This is a genomic window from Clostridioides sp. ES-S-0005-03 (genome assembly GCF_020658455.1).
Taxonomy (GTDB): Bacteria; Bacillota; Clostridia; order Peptostreptococcales; family Peptostreptococcaceae; genus Clostridioides.
In genome coordinates this window covers 52,891-74,828 of the sequence record NZ_JACVWI010000009.1, presented here as the reverse complement: position 1 = coordinate 74,828, position 21,938 = coordinate 52,891, and the positions used below count along the sequence as shown (strand labels likewise).

General features: G+C 29.1%; 22 protein-coding genes. All 22 read right to left on the bottom strand.

Annotation, left to right across the window (positions count from 1 at the left end):
- Positions 1–18 precede the first annotated feature (18 nt).
- Entirely contained in the window at positions 19–471 is a 453-nt protein-coding gene (gene rpiB, locus IC218_RS19500; protein ID WP_227825284.1) for a ribose 5-phosphate isomerase B, read from the bottom strand.
- Positions 472–487: 16 nt separating this feature from the next.
- The gene (locus IC218_RS19495) at positions 488–937 is read right to left on the bottom strand and encodes a low molecular weight protein arginine phosphatase (protein ID WP_227436252.1); all 450 of its coding nucleotides are present in this window, start codon (positions 935–937) and stop codon (positions 488–490) included.
- Positions 938–953: 16 nt separating this feature from the next.
- A complete protein-coding gene (locus tag IC218_RS19490; protein WP_227436254.1) occupies positions 954–1,994 on the bottom strand; it encodes an L-threonylcarbamoyladenylate synthase in 1,041 nt (346 codons plus the stop codon).
- 28 nt (positions 1,995–2,022) lie between these two features.
- Positions 2,023–2,703, bottom strand: coding sequence for a ZIP family metal transporter (locus IC218_RS19485; protein ID WP_227436256.1), 681 nt, complete (start codon positions 2,701–2,703; stop codon positions 2,023–2,025).
- 128 nt (positions 2,704–2,831) lie between these two features.
- A complete protein-coding gene (gene prfA / locus IC218_RS19480) occupies positions 2,832–3,896 on the bottom strand; it encodes a peptide chain release factor 1 (protein WP_227825283.1) in 1,065 nt (354 codons plus the stop codon).
- A gap of 43 nt (positions 3,897–3,939) precedes the next feature.
- Positions 3,940–4,791, bottom strand: a complete 852-nt coding sequence (gene prmC, locus IC218_RS19475) for a peptide chain release factor N(5)-glutamine methyltransferase (RefSeq protein ID WP_227436268.1) — start codon at positions 4,789–4,791, stop codon at positions 3,940–3,942.
- A gap of 17 nt (positions 4,792–4,808) precedes the next feature.
- On the bottom strand, positions 4,809–5,702 hold the full coding sequence (locus tag IC218_RS19470) for a DUF1385 domain-containing protein (protein ID WP_227436270.1): 894 nt from the start codon (positions 5,700–5,702) through the stop codon (positions 4,809–4,811).
- Between the two features lie 144 nt (positions 5,703–5,846).
- Positions 5,847–6,047: a 50S ribosomal protein L31 gene (gene rpmE / locus IC218_RS19465; RefSeq protein ID WP_003421397.1), complete on the bottom strand. Its 201-nt coding sequence runs from the start codon at positions 6,045–6,047 to the stop codon at positions 5,847–5,849.
- A 151-nt stretch (positions 6,048–6,198) separates the two neighbouring features.
- On the bottom strand, positions 6,199–7,818 hold the full coding sequence (gene rho / locus IC218_RS19460) for a transcription termination factor Rho (protein ID WP_227436272.1): 1,620 nt from the start codon (positions 7,816–7,818) through the stop codon (positions 6,199–6,201).
- Between the two features lie 508 nt (positions 7,819–8,326).
- The gene (galU, locus tag IC218_RS19455) at positions 8,327–9,292 is read right to left on the bottom strand and encodes a UTP--glucose-1-phosphate uridylyltransferase GalU (RefSeq protein WP_227436274.1); all 966 of its coding nucleotides are present in this window, start codon (positions 9,290–9,292) and stop codon (positions 8,327–8,329) included.
- Positions 9,293–9,409: 117 nt separating this feature from the next.
- The gene (pepF, locus tag IC218_RS19450; RefSeq protein WP_227436275.1) at positions 9,410–11,299 is read right to left on the bottom strand and encodes an oligoendopeptidase F; all 1,890 of its coding nucleotides are present in this window, start codon (positions 11,297–11,299) and stop codon (positions 9,410–9,412) included.
- 350 nt (positions 11,300–11,649) lie between these two features.
- Positions 11,650–14,022 carry a stage II sporulation protein E gene (gene spoIIE, locus IC218_RS19445; protein ID WP_227825282.1) on the bottom strand — a complete coding sequence of 791 codons (2,373 nt, stop codon included), beginning with the start codon at positions 14,020–14,022 and terminating at the stop codon, positions 11,650–11,652.
- Between the two features lie 89 nt (positions 14,023–14,111).
- Positions 14,112–15,032 carry a Ppx/GppA phosphatase family protein gene (locus tag IC218_RS19440; RefSeq protein WP_227825281.1) on the bottom strand — a complete coding sequence of 307 codons (921 nt, stop codon included), beginning with the start codon at positions 15,030–15,032 and terminating at the stop codon, positions 14,112–14,114.
- Between the two features lie 112 nt (positions 15,033–15,144).
- Entirely contained in the window at positions 15,145–15,429 is a 285-nt protein-coding gene (locus IC218_RS19435; RefSeq protein WP_227436281.1) for an FtsB family cell division protein, read from the bottom strand.
- 5 nt (positions 15,430–15,434) lie between these two features.
- On the bottom strand, positions 15,435–15,965 hold the full coding sequence (gene yabQ, locus IC218_RS19430; RefSeq protein WP_227436283.1) for a spore cortex biosynthesis protein YabQ: 531 nt from the start codon (positions 15,963–15,965) through the stop codon (positions 15,435–15,437).
- Positions 15,966–16,220: a YabP/YqfC family sporulation protein gene (locus IC218_RS19425; RefSeq protein ID WP_003421411.1), complete on the bottom strand. Its 255-nt coding sequence runs from the start codon at positions 16,218–16,220 to the stop codon at positions 15,966–15,968.
- Between the two features lie 61 nt (positions 16,221–16,281).
- On the bottom strand, positions 16,282–16,524 hold the full coding sequence (locus IC218_RS19420) for an RNA-binding S4 domain-containing protein (RefSeq protein WP_227436285.1): 243 nt from the start codon (positions 16,522–16,524) through the stop codon (positions 16,282–16,284).
- A 71-nt stretch (positions 16,525–16,595) separates the two neighbouring features.
- Entirely contained in the window at positions 16,596–16,874 is a 279-nt protein-coding gene (locus tag IC218_RS19415) for an HU family DNA-binding protein (RefSeq protein WP_227436295.1), read from the bottom strand.
- Positions 16,875–16,962: 88 nt separating this feature from the next.
- The gene (gene mazG / locus IC218_RS19410; protein WP_227825280.1) at positions 16,963–18,411 is read right to left on the bottom strand and encodes a nucleoside triphosphate pyrophosphohydrolase; all 1,449 of its coding nucleotides are present in this window, start codon (positions 18,409–18,411) and stop codon (positions 16,963–16,965) included.
- Positions 18,412–18,517: 106 nt separating this feature from the next.
- On the bottom strand, positions 18,518–20,131 hold the full coding sequence (locus tag IC218_RS19405) for a polysaccharide biosynthesis protein (protein WP_227825279.1): 1,614 nt from the start codon (positions 20,129–20,131) through the stop codon (positions 18,518–18,520).
- Between the two features lie 119 nt (positions 20,132–20,250).
- On the bottom strand, positions 20,251–20,790 hold the full coding sequence (locus tag IC218_RS19400) for a stage V sporulation T C-terminal domain-containing protein (RefSeq protein WP_227436300.1): 540 nt from the start codon (positions 20,788–20,790) through the stop codon (positions 20,251–20,253).
- Between the two features lie 123 nt (positions 20,791–20,913).
- Positions 20,914–21,909 carry a peptidylprolyl isomerase gene (locus IC218_RS19395; protein WP_227436302.1) on the bottom strand — a complete coding sequence of 332 codons (996 nt, stop codon included), beginning with the start codon at positions 21,907–21,909 and terminating at the stop codon, positions 20,914–20,916.
- Positions 21,910–21,938 lie beyond the last annotated feature (29 nt).

The window sequence follows — 21,938 nt, the reverse complement described above, 5'->3', positions numbered from 1 at the left end:
ATAAAACTGTAATTTTTATTATTTATTGTGTTTTTCTTCTATTGACTTAATCATATTTACTCTTCTAGCATGTCTATCACCTTCAAAATCTGTACTAATCCAAGCCTCAACTATTTCAAGTGCTAAACCTTTACCTAAAACTCTTTCACCTAATGACAACATATTTGCATCATTGTGTGCTTTTGACATTTTTGCAGAAAATACATCTGATACAACTGCACATCTTATTCCAGGAACTTTATTAGCAGCTAAAGATATTCCTATCCCTGTACCACAGCATAATATTCCATAATCTACATCTTTATCTATAACTGCATTTGCAACTATTTCTCCATAAGCAGGATAATCAACAGAATCTGTAGCATTATTAGTTCCATAATCTACACATTCAATCCCTTTTCCTTCTAAATAGTTTATTATTTCTTTTTTTAAATTATATCCTCCATGGTCACAGCCTAATCCTATTTTCATTTCTTTATCCTCCGTTTTATATATTTTTTACTATTTGGTTGACAGAATATATTATTTCTTTCATAGTATCTCTATAAGTATCCAAGCTTCCACCAAATGGGTCAGATATATCTGACTCATCCTGATTTGCGAACCCTTTAAAAGTATACACTTTTTCTTTGCATTTTGGAACTGCTTGGACTAAAATTTCTTTATGAGATTTAGTCATTGTTAGTATGATATCTGATTTATCTAATAAATCCTTAGTAATTACTCTACTTTTATGATTTGATAAATCTATTCCAAGCTCTTTTAAAGCTTCTATAGAATTATTAGAAGCATCCATACCATTTGCTGTAGATATACCCGCTGAGGATATGCAATATTCTTCAATATTTTTTCCAGACTCCTCAATAGCTTTCTTTAATATAACTTCAGCCATAGGACTTCTACAAGTATTTCCTGTACATACAATAAGTATATTCATATTTCACAACTCCTTTTTAAGCTTTTATTACTTTATATCCTGCTGACTTAAGTAATCTATTCATAATTGCTTGTCCGACACCGCTCTTAGGAAATTCCTCAGAATATATAACATCCATACCTTTTTTATCCATTTCTATGAGAGCATCAAACAAATTACTTGCTACTTCCTCAAGAGTACTCCCCAAATCTATTACTTCTCCATTATAAAACTCTTTATTTCTACTAATGCACATTACACCTGTTTTTAGACCTTTTTCTTTATTAGATTTTATCATATCATTAATCTTTGTTGCTACATTCTCTCTTTTGCCAGATATAATATATACGTCTGCATTTGGTGAATAATGTTTATATTTCATTCCTGGAGCCTTGGCTTTTTGATTATCTTCTTTTTTACTTAATGATGGGTCAAGCCTTACTTCACCAAGAATTTCTTCTAAGACTTCTTTAGTTATACTTCCAGGTCTTAATATCATAGGAATCTCTTCTGTAAGGTCTAATACAGTTGATTCTAGTCCAAAGTTACTATCTCCTCCTAAAACTATTCCATCAACTCTTCCATTCATTTCTTCATATACATGTTTCGCTTTTGTTGGGGATGGTCTCCCTGATATATTTGCAGAAGGAGCTGCAATAGGTATGCCTGCTTCTTTTATTATTGCCCTGGCAATAATATGAGAAGGCATTCTTATTGCAACTGTATCAAGTCCTCCACTAGTTCTATATGGAATTATATCTTTTTTATTTAGTATTATGGTTATAGGTCCTGGCCAAAGTTTTTCCATAACAAGTTTAGCTTTATCACTTATATCTTTAGCTAAATCATAAACTTCTTCTTTTTCATAAATATGGACTATAAGTGGATTATCACTAGGTCTACCTTTAGCTTCATAAATCTTCTTTACTGCATTTTCATCTAATGCATTTGCACCTAATCCATATACTGTCTCAGTTGGAAAAATAACCGTCTTACCTTCTCTAAGAAGTTTTGCTTGTATTTTTATTTCCTCATAATCAATATTATTTATATCAATATTACTTATAATAGTCTTCATCTTTCGTATGCCTGCTTTCATTTTAATTTTAGATATAGTTTACAATTATTGTACCTAACAAAAAACCAACTATACAATACACACTTTTTGAATGCGGAAAAATTTCTTCCAATACAACATACATCATTGTACCTCCTGCTGTAGCAAGAAATACACCTATAAGAGAAGTAAACACTCCTCCAAAATAAACACCTAAAAAACTTCCTAGACCCATAGGCAAGCCAGCTATTATTGTAAATAAAATAACTTTACTCATCCTCATTTTATTACATATCAGACCCAATGCCATTGCTAATCCTTCTGGTATGTTATGTAGACCTATTACTATAGCAAGAGTGATACCTAAGCTTTCTGTTGACATAAAAGAAGAACCAATAGCCAATCCTTCTGGTAAATTATGTAGTAATATACTTATGAATATAAGATATCCAGATGCCATACTTCCAGATACATCCAATCTTGTTTTTATGTACATAGTTATGAGAGCTCCAACAAATGTAAATATAACTGTATTGATTACTCCCATTTTATCCATGGATTCTTTCATCAAATCAAATACTACTACAGCCAACATTATTCCGCCAGACAATCCCATAAAGAAATTTAGGTATTTATCAACTTCTCTTTTAAAGATAGCTGATATAACTCCTCCTAATCCTGTCCCTATAACACCTGCCAAAAGTCCAATTATTGTTACTTTTAGTATCATATAACCCTCCTGTACTTGTATATAACAATTATATACAGTAGAATATGATAACATGACCTAAAATGCAAAATAGCTGTTTCAAAATAGAAAATAATTTCTAGAAAGAAACAGCTCTTTTAAAACATTCCTTATATTGCAGTCATTTTTTCTGTTTGGTCAACAGTAATTAAAGCGTCTATCATTTCATCTATATCCCCATCTAAGAATGCATCTAGCTTATATAAAGTTAAATTTATTCTATGGTCACTTATTCTACCTTGAGGGAAATTATATGTTCTTATTCTTTCTGATCTGTCACCAGTTCCGACTTGGCTTTTTCTTTCTGCTGCTATATCTTTGTGTTGTTCTGCCAATGCTTTATCGTAAAGTCTCGCTTTTAATATTTTTAAAGCTTGCTCTTTATTTTTTAATTGTGATTTTCCATCTTGACAAGATACTACTTCACCTGTAGGTATGTGTGTTACCCTAACAGCAGAGTCAGTAGTATTGACACTTTGCCCTCCATTACCTGAAGAACGGAAAACGTCTATTCTTAAATCATTTGGATTTATGTCAACTTCTACATCTTCAACCTCTGGTAATACTGCAACAGTAGAAGTTGATGTGTGTATTCTTCCACCAGATTCAGTTGATGGTATCCTTTGAACTCTATGAACTCCAGATTCATACTTTAATCTTGAGTAAGCTCCTTTACCTTTTATCATAAAAGATACTTCTTTATATCCACCCACTCCAGTATCACTAGCACTTAATAATTCTATTTTCCATCTTCTTCTCTCAGCATATCTCGAATACATTCTAAATAAATTACCTGCAAATAGAGCTGCTTCATCTCCTCCAGCTCCACCTCTAATTTCAACTATAACGTTCTTGTCATCATTAGGGTCTTTAGGTAATAGTAGTATTTTTATTTCTTCTTCTATTGGAGCTACTTTTTCTTCCATTTCAGATAGTTCCATTTTAGCTAATTCTCTTAACTCTTCGTCTGACTCTTCTTGTAAAATTTCTTTTGATTCCTTTATGCTATCTAAAACGCTTTTGTACTCTCTGTATTTCATAACAATAGGCTCTAAGTCAGCATGTTCTTTTATATACTTTTGCCAAACTTTTTGATCATTTATTACATCAGGATCACCTATTTTTTCACTTAAGTCTTTATATGTATCTTCCAATACCTCTAATTTTTTTAACATACTTTCACCTCGATTAAATGTAACATATCAATTGTTGATTATATCATATATTGTATCCTATAACAACTCTATCAATGCCTTGTATATCCTTCTTTGTATATATTTTTTTATATCCATTACTTTTCATAATATTAATTACATCTTCAGCTTGATTGTGACCAACTTCATATGCTAATATTCCACATTGATTTAAATATTTCTTTCCTTGCTCTGTTATTTTTCTATAAAAATCCAATCCATCTTCTCCACCCTCAAGTGCATTATATGGCTCATAATCTTTAACTTGTGTGTGTAGTGTTTCTATGTCTTGTTTTTTTATATATGGTGGATTTGAAACTATAATATCAAATTTTATATCACTATTATTCAATACTGTAAATAAATCTGATTTAATGTACTCTATTTTTTCATCAACTTCATTTATAATAGCATTTTTCTTTCCTATTTCTAAGGCTGTTTCTGATATATCAAAAGACATCAATTTAGAATTTTCAATATATTTTGCTAAGCTAACTGTAATCGCACCTGAACCAGTACCTATATCTAGTATGCTTACATTCTTTCTACCTTTACATATTTCAATTATTTCTTCTACCAAAGTTTCTGTATCTGGTCTTGGGATTAATACTCCTTCCTTAACAAAGAAATCTAGTCCCATAAACTCCCTATTTTCAACTATATATGCTATTGGTCTTCCATTTATTCTTTCTTCTGCAAAACCTATAAATTCTGTTTTCTGTTCTTCAGTTAATTCTTTACTTAGATTTAAGTGAATATACAATCTATCAACGTCACCTAATGCTTTTTGTAACAATAATTCTGTATCTAGTCTTGGAGTATCACTTATACCTTTAAATTCCTCTGAATATTTAATAATTATATCTTTTATCGTCATAATAAATACCCTTTTCTTTAATCTACTACTGCCTTTAATGCTTCTAAAGCTACTTCTAACTGCTCATCATCAGGCTCTTTAGTCGTAAAGTATTGCAACATCATACCTGGATATGCAATAATCTTAGTAAATCCATTGTCGTATTTTCCAAGAATTCTAATTACTTCATAAGATAATCCTGCTACTATAGGAACGCATATGATTCTCATAAATATCCTAAGTATTGGATTTGGCCAACCAAAAAATGCAAACAGTATTATTGATACAGCCATAACTATAAACAAAAAATTTGTACCACATCTAGGGTGAAGTCTTTTAAATTTTCTAGCGTTTTCTACTGTAAGTTCCAAATTATTTTCATAACAATATATGGATTTATGCTCTGCGCCATGATATTGAAATACTCTTTCTATATCCTTACTTCTAGAAATCAATACTATATATGCAAATAATATAACTATCCTTATAATACCTTCTATTAAATTGAGCATAAAATCACTAGGTATTACCTTAGAAAAAGCCCCTCCTACTAGCGTAGGTATAAAAATAAATAAACCAGCAGAAAGTATCATCGCTATAACCAAGGAAAATACTATAAGTATATCATTTGCCTTATCTTTAAAAATCTTCTTCATAAATAAGTCAAATTTGTCCTCTTCAGCTTCTTCCATAAAAAACTCTGAAGAAAAGTTCAAGCTCTTTATTCCTTGAATCATTGTATCTATCATAACAAAAGAACCTCTAATAAAAGGTATCTTGTCTATATTCTTATCTCTTACCCAACTTTTTATTCTATCTTCTTTTAAGGCTATTTCTCCGTCACTTTTTCTAACAGCTACAGCTCTTTTATCTTTTGATTGCATCATTACGCCTTCAATAACAGCTTGACCACCTACAGATTGCTTTCCCATCCACTCACCTCATTCAATTGCATTTTAAATACTTAATTTAACATATTTATTATTATAATACAAAAAGACAATTTAAAGTAGAATATGAACCTTTTTTTGTAATAAAATAGGAGTTGGCTTCCTCCAACTCCACTTTTATAAAAATTAGTCCATTTTGAATCTTTTTTTGAATTTGTCGATTCTTCCACCTTTTTCTATGTTCTTTTGTTTTCCTGTATAGAATGGATGGCACTCCGAACATATTTCAACTTTTATTTCGTCCTTAGTTGAACCAGCAACAAATGTGTTCCCACAAGCACAACGCACTTCAACTGGATTATATTTTGGTTGTATTTCCTTTTGCATTATAGTCACCTCTTCTCTTTATTTAAAAAAATTAATTATATTAACTTTCTTTTTACATTATCAACTACATTATTATAGCATAACTTATTATGCCATTCAAGTGATTTTTCTATTACTTTATATAATCTATTTTTACAATTATTCCTTGATTTTACAAACTCTTTATCGATTTTACAAATTCTTTATTGTCTTTGGTTCTTTTTATAAGTTCAATGACTTTATCTGTGATTTCCATCACTGAATTATTACTCATTTCTCTTCTTAATCTCCAAAGAGCTGTTTTTTCTTCATCATCAAGCAATAGGTCATCTCTTCTTGTCCCAGACTTATAAATATCAATTGCAGGGAATATCCTTTTTTCAGCTAATTTTCTATCTAAATGTAATTCCATATTTCCTGTACCTTTAAATTCCTCGAAAATTACATCATCCATTCTAGAACCAGTTTCAACTAATGCTGTTCCTAGTATTGTTAGGGAACCACCTTGTCTTATATTTCTAGCAGCTCCAAAGAATTTTTTAGGTCCATGAAGTGCCCCAGGGTCAATACCTCCAGATAAAGTTCTACCTGTAGGAGATATTGTAAGGTTATATGCTCTTGCAAGTCTAGTTATACTGTCTAGTAATATTACTACATCTTTACCGTGTTCAACTAGTCTTTGAGCTCTATTTAATACCATTTCTGCAACCTTAACATGATGACTTGATACTTGGTCAAAAGTAGAATATATAACATCTCCTTCAATAGATTCCTTCATATCAGTAACTTCCTCTGGTCTTTCATCTATAAGAAGTACTATAAGTTCAACATTTGGATGGTTTTTAGCTATACTGTTTGCGACACTTTTTAAAAGAACTGTTTTCCCAGCTTTTGGAGGTGCGACTATCAATCCTCTTTGTCCTTTACCTATAGGAGAAATTAAATCTATAATTCTTGTGGCTATCTCATTTCTATTTGTTTCCAGTGTAAGTCGTTCTTCTGGAAAGATTGGTGTCAATGTCTCAAATGCATTTCTTTGTATAGCTGTATCAGGATTTTCATCATTTATCTTTTGAACATATAAAAGTGCTCTAAACTTTTCTCCACTTTTTGGATGTCTAGTTATACCCTTAATCTTATCTCCTGTTTTCATATTAAATCTTCTTATTTGAGATGGCGAAACATATACATCGCCTTCGGTAGATAAATAATTTGAGCCTCTTAAAAAACCAAATCCATCTGGTAAAATCTCAAGTACACCGACCACTTCATCTTCCTTTGATGTGTTAAATTCATCTACTATCTTAGATTCATCAACTTGTTTAGGCATATAATAGTTTTTATTATTATTTCTGACCATTCTATTACATGTATTTGACGCCTTATTGTAATCATTTGTATTTGATGTCTTATTATAATCATTTTTTTGGTTTCTGTTATCTTGGCTTTGGGAAATATTTTGATTATCCATATCTTTTTTGTTATATGATTTGGCAGGGCTCTTATATTCAACTTCTTTTTCTATGCTTTCGCTCTCTATATTTTCTTTTCTATTTTTTATGTCTTCTTTTATATTTTCATTTTTATCTTTAATTTCTTCACTCACTTTAATATCACTTGTTTTTACTTCATTCTTGCTCTTAGAATTTATAATCTCAATTAGCTCATTTTTCTTATATGTAGTAATTGATTTTATTTTTAATTCTTTTGCTATTTCTCGTAGTTCAACTAATGTTTTACTACCCAATCCTTCTAATACTTTATCATCTAAAATCAAAAAAATCCTCCTCATCTATATATTCATTTATATACATACTTTTTTTTGGAAATTGAAGGCATGAAAAAGAAAAGTTTTATTCAAACAGTTAAGTCTAATAATATCACTATTTATACATTATGGTCAATAAATAAAATTTAAAACATTATTATCCATATTATCCATTTATTTATTATATCTCAAGTCCAATCTTAGCACGTTTTTATAAATTTATCACTATATTTATATTTTATAATAATATTTTCCCTTAAAATATGCAACTATTATAAAAATTATTTTTTATCTTTATAAATTCTAAAAACCATATATAACTAGAATTCTGTAAATTTTTAACTACATCAAGTTATATATGGTTTTTATATTTATGTATACTACAGTAGTTATTTATTTCTACAACATAGTTGCAATCATGCTTAAAACAGCTGTTATACTTGTTAATACAAGAACACCTACAATCCCAACAGCTATTATTCTATTAATCTTTTTTTGACCTGATTTTGCCACACTACATCACCTTTCCTAATTATTTTTGAACTTCGAGTTCTTTAATCTCGCAAATCTTATCTGAATCTATTCCTTCATTTGTACTATTGTATAACACATTGTCATCTTTATCAAATTCATTACAGACATGTCTTAGATATTTAATAAAATCTTCCTTAAGGTCTTCTTTCTTTAGAGCAAAATCGACAGTCGCTTCTAAAAATCCTAATTTATCACCTACATCATATCTCTTACCCTCAAAGTTATATGCATACATGGCTTCCTTTTTAGATAATACTTTTAAAGCATCTGTAAGTTGTACTTCTCCACCTTTGCCTGGTGGTAAATCCTTGAGGATGTCAAATATCTCAGGAGTTATTATATACCTACCTAAAATAGCTATATTTGAAGGTGCCTTCCCTGATTCTGGTTTTTCCACCATATCTTTTACTTTATAAACCCTACCCTCTATATTTTTAGCTTCTATTATACCATATTTATTAGTATCTTCTGGATTCACTTTTTGCACACCTAATATTGTAGTTCTATACTCTTCATATGCGTCTGTTAATTGTTTTAAACAAGGTACATCATTGTCTACAATGTCATCTCCTAACATTACAGCAAAAGGCTCATCACCTATAAAATGTCTAGCACAATAAATCGCATCTCCCAGTCCTTTTGGTTCTTTCTGTCTTATATAATGTATATTAATCATATTAGATATGTTTTGTACTATTTCTAATAACTCTTTTTTACCTTTTTTTTCTAAGTCAAGTTCTAATTCTACAGATTTATCAAAATGGTCTTCAATAGATTTTTTATTTCTACCTGTTATTATTAATATTTCCTCTATCCCTGAAGCTACAGCCTCTTCTATTATGTATTGTAGTGTTGGCTTATCAACTATTGGTAACATTTCTTTTGGCTGTGCCTTTGTCGCTGGCAAAAATCTAGTGCCTAAACCTGCTGCTGGTATTACAGCTTTCTTAACTTTAACTTGCATAGAATCATCTCCCACTAATTAATAGATAAAAAGCCCTATTTATAAATAGGACTTTAAACTTTTAGTATATTTTAACATTAATTCGATATATTTTCCATGTGGATTATAATAAATCTTTTATAATAGCTTTTCAAGTTCTGCTACTAAGCTGTCAAATTTTTTGATTGTATTTTCTATAGGTTTTGTATTAGTTAAATTTATCCCACTTCCTTTTAATAAGTCTATTGGATAATCTGAGCTTCCTTTTTTAAGAAAATTTATATAATTATCTGAGCCATTTTTTAGTATATCTTGGGCGAAACTGACTCCTGCACTACAGCCTGTAGCATATTTATAGACATAAAAACTATTATAAAAATGTGGGATTCTTGCCCATCCGACCTTAGATAATTGGTCTAATTCATAGTTTTGCCCATAATACTTCTTGAGAAGTTGTCCCCAAACATCATTTAACACTAATGCATTTACACTTTTTCCTTTTTCTACTAATTCATGTATAGTTTTTTCAAATTCAGCATACATAGTTTGTGTATAAAGAGTATCCTTTATTAAATCTAGATATTGTGTTATATAATAAGCTTTCTCACCATTACTTTTAGATTCTCTTATAAGCATCTCATAAAGTAATGCCTCATTAGTAGTAGACGCAACTTCATGAGTAAATATAGATGGACTTGAATTAAAATAATTTTGGTTCTTAGAACTTAGATATTCATATACAGCATGACCTAACTCATGTGATAAAGTTGAAACTGAGCCTAGCGAATTATTATAATTTAAAAGTATATATGGATGATTTTCATAGACAGATAGGCAATATCCACCACTCACTTTATTTTCATGTGAATAAACATCTATCCATTTTTCATTAAACGCTTTGTATACTACATCATTGTATTCTTTTCCCAAAGGTGATAATGCTGAATATACTATACTCTGAGCTTTTTCATAGTTAATATTACTATCAACAGCCTTAACTATAGGTACAGACATATCATATGAATGAACCTTATCCAACTTTAAGACTTTTTTTCTTAAATCTATATATTTGTGTAAACTATCCATATTACTGTTTACAGTTCTTATTAAATTATTGTATACTTTTTCATCTACATTATCAGATTCTAAATACATTTCTAAAGACGACTCATAACCTCTTTCTTGAGAATAAAATATATTCTTTTTAACTTGGCCAGTAATCAAGCCCGCAATTGTATTTATATTATCATTATAAGTAATGAGTTCATCTTGATAAGCTTTTTTTCTATTTTCTCTATCTGGCGATTCCAGTTCACTTGCATATTGAGCTGGTGTCAAATTAGTTTTTCTATCCATATTTCTAAATAACTCATACACTTGACTTGGAAGACTACTTATTGAAGACACTTTACTTAGAATATCTTCTGATTTATCGTCCAAATAATGTACTTTATTTCTTCTTATATCTCTTAAATACACACCATATTTTCTATTTATATTTTTATTTGAAATAATCTTCTTATAATCTCTATTTGATAATTTTAATATCTCTAACTCTAAATCTGAGCAAATCCCCATATAGTCTCCATAAGATTTACCCATACTATCACTCATATCTAAATATTTATATGAATTTTTATTAGTATCTTGTTTTAATTTTACATAAGCAGAAAGTTTATTTAATCTTATATCAAGTTTCTCTTTGATATCTAACGCAAAAGACAAATGCGTTGGTGACTTTGTAACTTTACCTATGTAATTTTTAAGTTCTTTTGTATCTTTATTAAAACTCTTAAGTTCTTTTTTCCATTGGTCATCACTTTTAAATAGAGACTGTAAATTCCAACATGTTTTTTCATAATCTATTTCTTGTTTTTTTTCAGCATCATCTTCAGTATCATTATTCATGACAGTAATTGCTCTATCATTATTTTTTTGATATCCTTGGTCAGCTTTTATACTTATTATTAACATGCAAAAAATAGAGATAAATAAAGGTATTATTGCTTTGCACAATTTCCTATTCATAAAAAGCCATCCTTTCAATAAGTTTACTTAATAATAGGATGGCTTTTTTTAGATATATTATTCAATTATTCATACTATATAAATAAATATCGAATTAATAGTTATCCACATAATAATCAACATATTCACAGGCTTTACTTGCTTAGAAATTTAGTTATTTCAACATGAATCTCTTTTGATAATAGCTTTTGTTTTTTCTTTTTTTACATTTTATTAACATTTATGCCATACTTATCAACAAATTTTGTTGATTTATACGTTTTTTTTGTTAATAACTTTACTTTTTTCAAAAGTCTATTAACACATTATACACAAGTTATCCACATATTATACACAGAAATTTATAAAGTTTATTTTGTACATATTTTTGTAACTAGAACAGTCATGTCATCTTCGATTTGTAACGCTTGTAACTCCAATGCTCTATCTAATATTAAATTTGAAATTTCTTTTGGATTAGTAGTTTCTATGTTTTTTAAGAAATATATTAACCAATTATCACCTAAATTGTTATTTCTTCCTGCATCTACAATTCCATCAGAAACCATTATAACATAGTCCCCTTCCTTAACTTTTACATTTTTTCTATCAATCTTTACATCTGACAATATACCCACAGGTAAAGATGATGATGATATTAAATCAACTTCTCCATCCTCTCTTTTTATATAGGTAGAACATGCTCCCATCTTTATAGTTTCTAAACTCCCTCGTTTTAAATCTAAAATACCTAAGTCGAGAGTTGAAAACATTTCTTCTGAAGACTTTAATAACAACATATTATTTATAGTATCTATAACTATTTCATCTTTAATCTTTGCATCTATCATTTTTTCTAGTATATCAATAGTAGCAGAAGACTCTTCATAAGCTTTTTTACCTTTTCCCATACCATCGCTTATAGCCATCATATATTTGCCATCATTTATCTCCATATATGTGTAGTTATCTCCACAAAGGATATGTCCATCCCTTGACATTGCTGAAACTTCTGTAACAGCCTTATATTTTTGAGACTTAACAAATGTTGCTTTACATTTACCTCCTAAACAGTGACATCCTATTTTTCTAACAGACATATTCTCTCCTACTAGGTCTGAAATTATATCTACAATTTTATTTTCACACATGCAACCATCATTGCAAGTTTTCTTTTCTATTGATATTTCAAACTCGCTGTTACTCTTTGTTAAGTAACTTACTTTATCAACAGTTATATCATATCTCTCTAATTGTTCATATATATTTTTTTCTTTTTCTATATCTAACATTATATCGCCCTCTAAATCCTGAGACAGCGATTTAATTGATTTTGAAATACTCCTTATCTGATTTGCTATTAATTTTCTACTTTCTGAAAACTTCACACTCCAATCATAATCTAATACAAACATTTTATAATAGTGATTTGATATTTTCACTATTGACTCTGGCTTCATACATTCCTTTCTAAAGTTTTTAGGTATATCGTTTACACTTAATTCTCCTTTCTCTTCAATTTTTTCAAGAATATTATATATCATAGTGTATGTATGATTAAATCTTGATTCCCAACACATTCTTCTCATACTACAACTTTTACATTCATCATTATGAATCATATCTATTACATTAGCTATGTCTCTTTGGTCTAAAACCTTATCCTTTTCTCTTATCTTGTCAAATGTATCTGCAAGGTCATCATAGGTTTTATAGATACTGTTTAATCGGCTATTCGTTAAGTTTTTGCTTCTCATAATATAATCGTATACAATTTCATTTGAAGCTACATTACTTTTTATTAATTTTTCAATCTTATTGAATAACCTTTCAGGCAACACAATCACTATCAAGCATCCTAACAATATATCTCTTAGTTGCATCATATTTGAAGTAATACCAGAAGTATATAGGTATATTATTGTCCAACTTAGAATATATCCTAATATACAGAAATATTTATTTATTTTATTAAATGCACCACTTATTAATCCTGAAAAAGAATATATACCCATATAAATAGCTGATGTCATATTATTTAAAATAGATGCCACTCCAATAATTACACCACTAGATGCTCCCATGGTAGCTCCACCTACTATTGAGGTCAGTAATATCAATACCGTTGACAAAATGGTCCTTATCGATATTCCAAATAAAGATATATCTCCTATCCCCATTATACTAAAGGTTAGCAGTAAACTTATTGATATGGCTTCTTCTGTCCGTACAGACATCCTATTGTTTACATTGGCCATTAAACCTATACCATAAGAAAATACATATATAGATATAAACATTATTATTGCTTCTACACCTGCAACAAGCAGATTATACACACACCTATCAGAAAAGAACGCTTGTCCCATGGAAATTGGAAGTAATACCATTGCACCTATAAACGCCACTTTGGCAATTGAATCTAATAGTTTTAGTTTCTTATTTAATGCCATAAATATTGTAAGGCACACAGCATATTTTGCTACATTTCCAAAATCATTGAATGATAACAATATCCCTATTAATGCTGATATAAATACAGGTATCTTGTACTTATCAATCTTTGATGCACATATAAAAAAGGCAATCCCTAAAGGAGCTACAGAGTCTACTATGATAGACCTACTAAGTAAAAATCCCATTACAGCGAATGACACTGTAGTAAAATCAATATATCCGCTTATTAATTTTATGACATTTGGTTTTACAGTTTTGTTCTTTACAACTGCTACACTTCTTTGCATAAAAAAACCTCCTCTTTTGTTTATATTAAGAATTGTAACAAAGAGGAGTAATTTTTTTTGTCATAATCGGTTCCAAATATCAAAAAATATTAATACATTTTTTTTGACTTTTGACATATTAAGCCTTCCAAATTATCGTATTCACTTACGGTTATTTCTTCTATTTCTAATTTTTCCATTATTATATTCAATATTTTTACACCAGCAGTTATAATATCCGCACGTTTTTCTTGTAGCCCTTTTAAGTTCTTTTTATCACTTAATGTCATCTTTATTAATTTTTGTAGAATTTCTTCTATTTCTTTTTTGCATATCTTACTATTATGTATTTTTTCCATAGAGTAAATTTCTAATTCTTGATTCATTGCTGACAATGATGTGATTGTACCTCCTATACCTATAAGAGTTTTTAATCCCTTTTCTTTTATGTAATTTAAAGTCTCACTGATTTCGTTATATATAAATGAACTCATAGCTTCAAACTCTTCATTTTCAATGATATCGTGTTTTAAAAATTTTTCTGTCATTCTAAGAGCTCCTACATTTTTACTTTTATTAAATTTAATTCCATCTGAATCACCTATAATAAATTCTGTTGAGCCTCCTCCAATATCTATAACAATAATATCATTCTCTTCTTGTATGCCTTCTAAAACACCTTTAAAGCCCAAATTTGATTCTTCTATACCTGTAACTATGTCAACATCAATACCAGCCTCTTCTTTTGCTAGTTTAACAAAATAATCTCCATTTTTACTATCTCTAAGAGCAGATGTCCCCATACAATAAATATTTTCACATTTTTCATCATTACACTTGTCAGAGAATTCTTTTAATGCTTCTATATTTCTTTGAATCGCATCTTCCTTTATATATCCCTTGCTATCTACACCTTGCCCAATTCTAGTTGTGTTAACAAATTTTTTTCTATTTATAAGTTTTCCATCCACATAATCTACTATCAACAATCTCATTGAGTTTGTTCCAATATCAATAGCTCCTATTTTCATTATAAAATTCCTCCTTAAATCAAAATAAAAAAGTCATCCTTAAACTGAATGACTTTTTTATTCAATCTTAAATTTTAAAATCAATACTCGTAGACTTATTGGCAACTTTTAATCAACGATTTATATCTACATAAACGGTTTCATTAGGCTTTACCATGTTTAACCTTTTTCTAGCTATTTCTTCTAAGTCTCCTTCATATGATTTTTCATCTTTCTTTAAGCTGTTTATTTGTATTTCAGTCTTTTTTAATTGTTTATTTAGACTTGCTATTTCTGTTTTATATTCTTTAGCTTTTTCGTACTCAAATACAAATCCTGTCATTATACTAAAAATTGATATTCCTAAAAATAAACTGATAACAATAATTTGTCCTGAAAATTTTTTTCTTAAGTTCATTTTTCCTACACCCTTTTTTTAGTTTTAGTTTTTTTCTTAGATTTTGATTTTTTCTTGTTTTTTGATTTTTTATTTGATTTTCTCTTTATACTTTTTTTTGTTGCTATAAATATGTTTGGTATATAAAATATAATATCAAATAGTAGGTGTAGTGAATAGATTATAACGTAATACAAATTGTTTAAAAAACTGACTATGTAGTATGTAACTTTTTTAAAAGAATTCCTCACAAAACGAATTATTTTATTGATAATTGATAAAACAATTTTACTTATGGTGTTATAGTATAAAATAAAACCAATAAACAAAGCCACAAAATGGTAATATCTTAAATTAAAAAACTCTGTAAGGTTTATTGTTATAAATATTATAATGGTTGCTAGAAACCAAAATAATACATCAAAAATTATTGCAAAATAATTGATGAATTTAAAACTCCCTCTCAAGCTTCTATAAAAATCAAACAACACTCCTATGAGTATTCCACCATAAATAGTAGCGTAGAAAATACTTACATCTTGAGTAAAAGGTATCATCTATCTAAATACCTTTTTCAAAAAACTTTCTTGTGGCTTTTTAGGCTTTGCATATACCATAGAATTTATAGTTCCATCTATGCTAATTATATTTTCGTCTATACTTAGCTTGCTCATATCTAGGTTTTCGCCTTCAATTACCATCTCACCAACAGAAGTTTTAAGCTCTACTCTTTTATCATTAAAAGAATATATGTGCTCAACTCCTGAAATAACCAGCTTTGATCTATCTTTCAAAGTTATGTTCTGTTCCATAATATCCCCCCAGTAAATATTTCACTAATACTACTATTAATATACTAGAGGACTATTAATTTTATTCTAAAATTTCGTACATTTCTTTCGCATCATTTTTTAATACATGCTCTCTTACTTCATTTATCTTAAACTTCATCTTCTTCTCTCCAAATTGTATTTCTAATGTATCTCCAATATTCACTTCTGAAGAAGATTTAGCGACTTTTCCATTTATAGTGACAATTCCTTTATCACATGCATCTTTAGCAACAGTTCTTCTCTTTATAATCCTAGATACTTTTAAAAACTTATCTAATCTCATAATTATCACCTTCCTTAGCTCTATAGAAAAAGTGTGGTAAATTTATCCACACTTTTTCACAAGATTTCTAATTATCCATTTATTGTATCCTTTAATCCTTTTCCAGCTTTGAAAACTGGTGCTTTAGAAGCTGGTATATCTATAATTTGCTCTGGATCTCTTGGATTTCTTCCTTGTCTAGCAGCTCTTTCTCTTGTCTCAAATGTTCCAAATCCAACTAATTGAACTTTTTCATTATTTACTAGTGCATCTTGAACAGAACTCATAAATGCGTTTAACGCAGCCTCTGCTTCCTTCTTTGTTAATCCACTTTTTTCTGCCATCTTTGATACTAATTCAGCTTTATTCACGATATTTACCTCCTAAAAATGTTTATAATATAGACTCCTATCTTTCTGATAAAAGTTCTAGATTTTTGACAAATTTCCTTCCACAATTTTATTGTTTTTTAGCCTGATTCCAAAATTCATCCATCTCTTCAAGTGTCATGTCTTCTAATTTCCTATTTAAATTCATTGCACTTTTTTCTACAAACTCAAATCTATTTATGAATTTATCTGTAGTACAGTTCAAGGCTTCTCCTGAGTCTATGTCTAAAAATCTAGCTAGATTTACTATCGAAAATAATAAATCGCCTAGTTCTTCCTTTATGTATTTTATATTCCCGACCCTGTGTTCGTCAAGTAATTCCTGATATTCTTCTTCAATTTTTTTAAATACATCTTCTACATTGTCCCAATCAAAGCCAACAAGAGCTGCTTTATGTTGAACTTTACTAGCCTTCATAAGAGCTGGTAAATGTTTTGGTATTCTTCTAAGGCCATCTGTTACAGTGCTTTCGCCTTTTTCTTCTTTCTTTAACTCTTCCCAAGTTTTTTCAAACTTAGACATATCTAATTTTACACCATTAAATATATGAGGATGTCTATGAATTAATTTTTTGCATATACCATTTACCACTTCTTTTAAATCGAAGTAGCCCTCCTCATTACCTATCTGACAATGGAATATAACTTGTAAAAGAACATCTCCTAGCTCTTCTACCATTTCATCTATATCATTATTATCAATTGCATTACAAAGTTCATATGCTTCCTCTATAACAGAATTTTTTAATGATTGATGTGTTTGTTTTTTATCCCATTCACATCCAGATGGGCTTCTTAATGTATTAACTATTATTTCTAAGTCATGTACTGTATTATACATCTTTTTAGAACTTTTGGGTATATATAAGCTAGTTAAATAGTCAAAAAAGTTTTCATTTCTGTCTAATTCACATAATTTTATAAACTTTTTACTTTCTAAATCTTTGACACCTGCTCCATTTACTATACATATTTCTTGATTATAATCATAATATTCCATAAGTTTTAACTTTACATTTGATGCTATAAATTTATCATACACTTGAGTTATTATCATACTTGTATCTAAATCTATATATGAGTTTTCTATCTCAAAAGCATCTATCAATTTAAATCCATCAGATGGGTCTATAGCTAAATAGTTAAACATAGCGTCTACAAAGCTCATAGAAGGTACTATCTCCACTTTTATGTGCTTTTCATTGGCAAGTCTCTCTATTATACTTACAGTCTTTTCTGCGACCCTTGGATGACCAGGAACCGCATATACTAAGTCACCTTTTGTAGATTCTTCTATAATAAATTCAGATATTTTTAAGTAAACACTCTCAAAGTTTTCCTCATTTTCATAAAAGTAATCTAAAGAAGTGTATTGTATAGTTTCTTTAAGCTTATCAATTATCGGATGTTTCTCTGTTCTAAAAAAGACTCTAGAGCTATTTTTTAAAGATTCCAGTACACCTTGACTTATAAGAGAATAGTCTCCTGGTCCAAGCCCTACAATACTTATCTTACCCATAACATCACTCCCATTAGCAAATTTCACTTTATTTTTGTATTGTTATACAAATAAGGAGCTTTACTATTTGTATAGTATTTCCTTTATTTGCATATATATTCCTATATTATCTTATAAGTTTAACTTTTTTTAACAATTTATATAATTTATCACCTTTTGGCATAGTTAGTATCTCTTCTTTTTTAATTCCGCCTATTCCAAGTATAACTACTACATATACAATACCACCAACACCTATTGCGATTATTGTAGATATACTATTACCCAATAATCCAACTAAAGCACCATAACTCAATTTAACCATTATAAACATTGTCATAACTGTTATAAATGGTTTTATTATAAATTCCTTCTTAGGAAATTTTACATTCATATATTTCTTAACATATAATAAGTTAATCATAGCTGCCACAAAGTATGCTGTAACTGTTCCAAAAGCTGAACCTAATACATTAATATCTGGAATACCTGTCAATGTATAACTTATAACAATCTTACATAACATACCCACACATAAAGCAATTACGGGAACTATTGGTTTTCCCATTCCTTGAATTATACCAGTCAATGTTTGTATTAATCCTAAGAACAGTACACATGGAGTAAGAGTAAACAAGATAGTTCCTACAGATGATGGCTCATGTGGAAATAAAAGACCCATTATTGGTATCGCTAATGATGCCATACCAAACGCACAAGGTAATACTATAAGTAAAGTCACCTTAACAGCACTTTTAGTATCTTTTCTAGCCTTTGATTTATTACCTAATGCATATGCTTTAGAAATAGCTGGAACTAAGCTCATACTCATTGCAGTTGTTATAACGGCTGGTAAATTTATTGTTGCCATTGCCATACCTGTCAATTGACCAAACATTGAATTTGCTACTTTATATGTAAAGCCTGCTTCCATAAGTCTTCTTATTACAATAACATTATCTATCATATTTACAAGTGGCATTACTGATGCACCTATTGTTATCGGAATAGCAACTGTTAAAAGCTTTTTAAAGATATAAGAAACTTGTTCATCCTTAAACCTTTGACTCGCATCTATCTCAGCTCTACGTTCTCTTCTTCCTAACATATAAGCAAACATCAGATAAACCATAGATGCTACTGAACCTATTGTAGCTCCTGATATAGCACCCGCTGCTCCTAAAGTTTGCCCAAAGCTTTTCATAAGTAGGTAAGCCAAAGTAAAACCTAATACAACTCTAAAAAATTGCTCTGCAACTTGAGACACAGCAATCTTAGTCATGTCTTGTCTACCTTGGAAATATCCTCTATATGCTGACATTGCTGGAACAAATAATAAAGCTGGAGCAATAGCTTTCATAGAGTACAATGCACCAGGATTTTTCATTATGTTTGTTACTATGTAGTCGGCTCCAAAAAACAATATACAAAATGATATTATACCAGTTATAAATAAAACTGTATGTGATACTTTAAATATCTTATTTGCACCTTTATAATTTCCAAGGGCAACTTTTTCCGAAACCAACTTTGCCACAGCTGTTGGGAATCCAGCAGTAGCTAATGTTAAAAATAGAGTGTACACAGGATAAGCAGCCTGATAGTATCCCATTCCTTCTGAACCAATCATGTTTCCAAGGGGAATTCTAAAAAATCCACCCATTATTTTTACAATTACACCTGCTAGCCCAAGTATAAGGGCTCCTTTTAAAAAGGAGTCTTTGTTTTTGTTATTGTTCATAACATAACCTCCATACTGTTTATATAACAAACTTTAATATACCATATTTTTAATGCTATATTCAATATTTTAAACAAAAACTTCAAAAGACCTTCACGTAAAAGGTCTTTATGATAAAATTATTGAACTTGTTTTCCTAAAAAGTTAGCAGCTATTTTTAAAGATTTTTCTTCACTTTCTGCAATTGTATCTTTATCTTTTGAAACAACTACAATCGAACCTATACAGTCACCAGATGCACTAATTATAGGCATAATAACTTGACTAATATATTCCTTTTGGTCTTCTTTAAATAAAGGTAAAATATTTTTATCTTTTGAGTATTTTACTGTTCTTTCACTTATTATTGCTTCTAACTCATCACTTATACTTTTTTCTTTATAATCTTTTTTAGGAAGTTTAGATACAGCTATTATAGAATCTAAATCTGTTATTAATACACCATATCCTAGTACTTCTGCTAATGTTTCAGCATATTCCTGAGAGAATTCATTTAATTCTCCTATTGGAGAGTATTTTTTAAGTATGACTTCTCCATCTTTTGCTGTGAATATCTCTAAAGGATCTCCTTCTCTAATTCTTAATGTCTTTCTTATCTCCTTTGGGATAACTACCCTTCCAAGATCATCTATTCTTCTAACTATACCTGTTGCTTTCATATTTTTTAATCCCTCCATAAATTACTTTAAGTTTATTTTTACCATTGTTAAGAAAAATATACAAAAAAAGCTATATCTTCTCCAGATATAGCTTTTTTAAGCATATTACTATTTTTTTAGTTTTTATATTGTGATTGTATTTATTACTTTTTCATCTTTTTCTACTTTAGCTTCTTTAGTTAATTTTTCTATTTTCTCTTGATATTTATTTTTTAATAATTGTTCTTTTATAGTTTCTTTAGAATCTTCAAATGGTGTTTGTTCATTTACTTTGTCTGTTACTTTAATTATATGGTATCCATATTGAGTTTCAACTAAGTTAGATATTTCACCCTTTTTCATAGAAAACGCTGCTTCTTCAAATTCAGCTACCATTTGACCTCTTGAGAAGAATCCTAATTTACCACCATCACTTGCTGAAGCATCTTGTGAATATTTCTTTGCAACCTTTGCAAAATCTTCACCTGATTTAACTTCTTTAAGGGCTTCTTCAGCTTTTTTCTTGGCTTCTGCCTTCTTCGCTTCTGAAAGTGGCTTATTGTTATCATCTACTGTTTTTAATAAAATATGAGAAGCTTCTACTTCATCTTTTTTGAATTCATCTTTATGTGTATCATAGTATTTTTTCATTTCTTCATCTGATATTTTAGTTTCTTTAGTAAAATTAGCTTGATAGTTTTGCATAGCTAAATCTTTTTCTTGTTGGTCTTTTAAAAATGTATCATCTATACCTAATTTTTCAAGTTGTTTTTTATAATTTTCATCTTTACTCATAGCGTCTTTTAAATCTTTAAAACTTTTTTCAACATCTTCTTTTTTAGGAAGTAAGTTATCTTTTTTAGCTTGTGAATATATGACTTCTGTAGTTATAAGTTGTTCAAGAATTAAGTCTTTAAACTTGTCCTTATACTTTACTCCTTTTTCAACTTCTTTGTCCCAAATGTCTTTTCCATAAGTTTGTTCCATAGAATCTTTATAAAGAGCTATAGTTTTTTTAAATTCATCTGATGATATTTTTGTACCATTTACTGTTGCTACAGTTCCATCTGTGCTTGCGCTACAAGCTGTTATTGATACTACAACTATCATAGCTATTACTAACGTTATTACTTTTTTCAAATTTAAAACATCCCTTCTTAAATTTACAA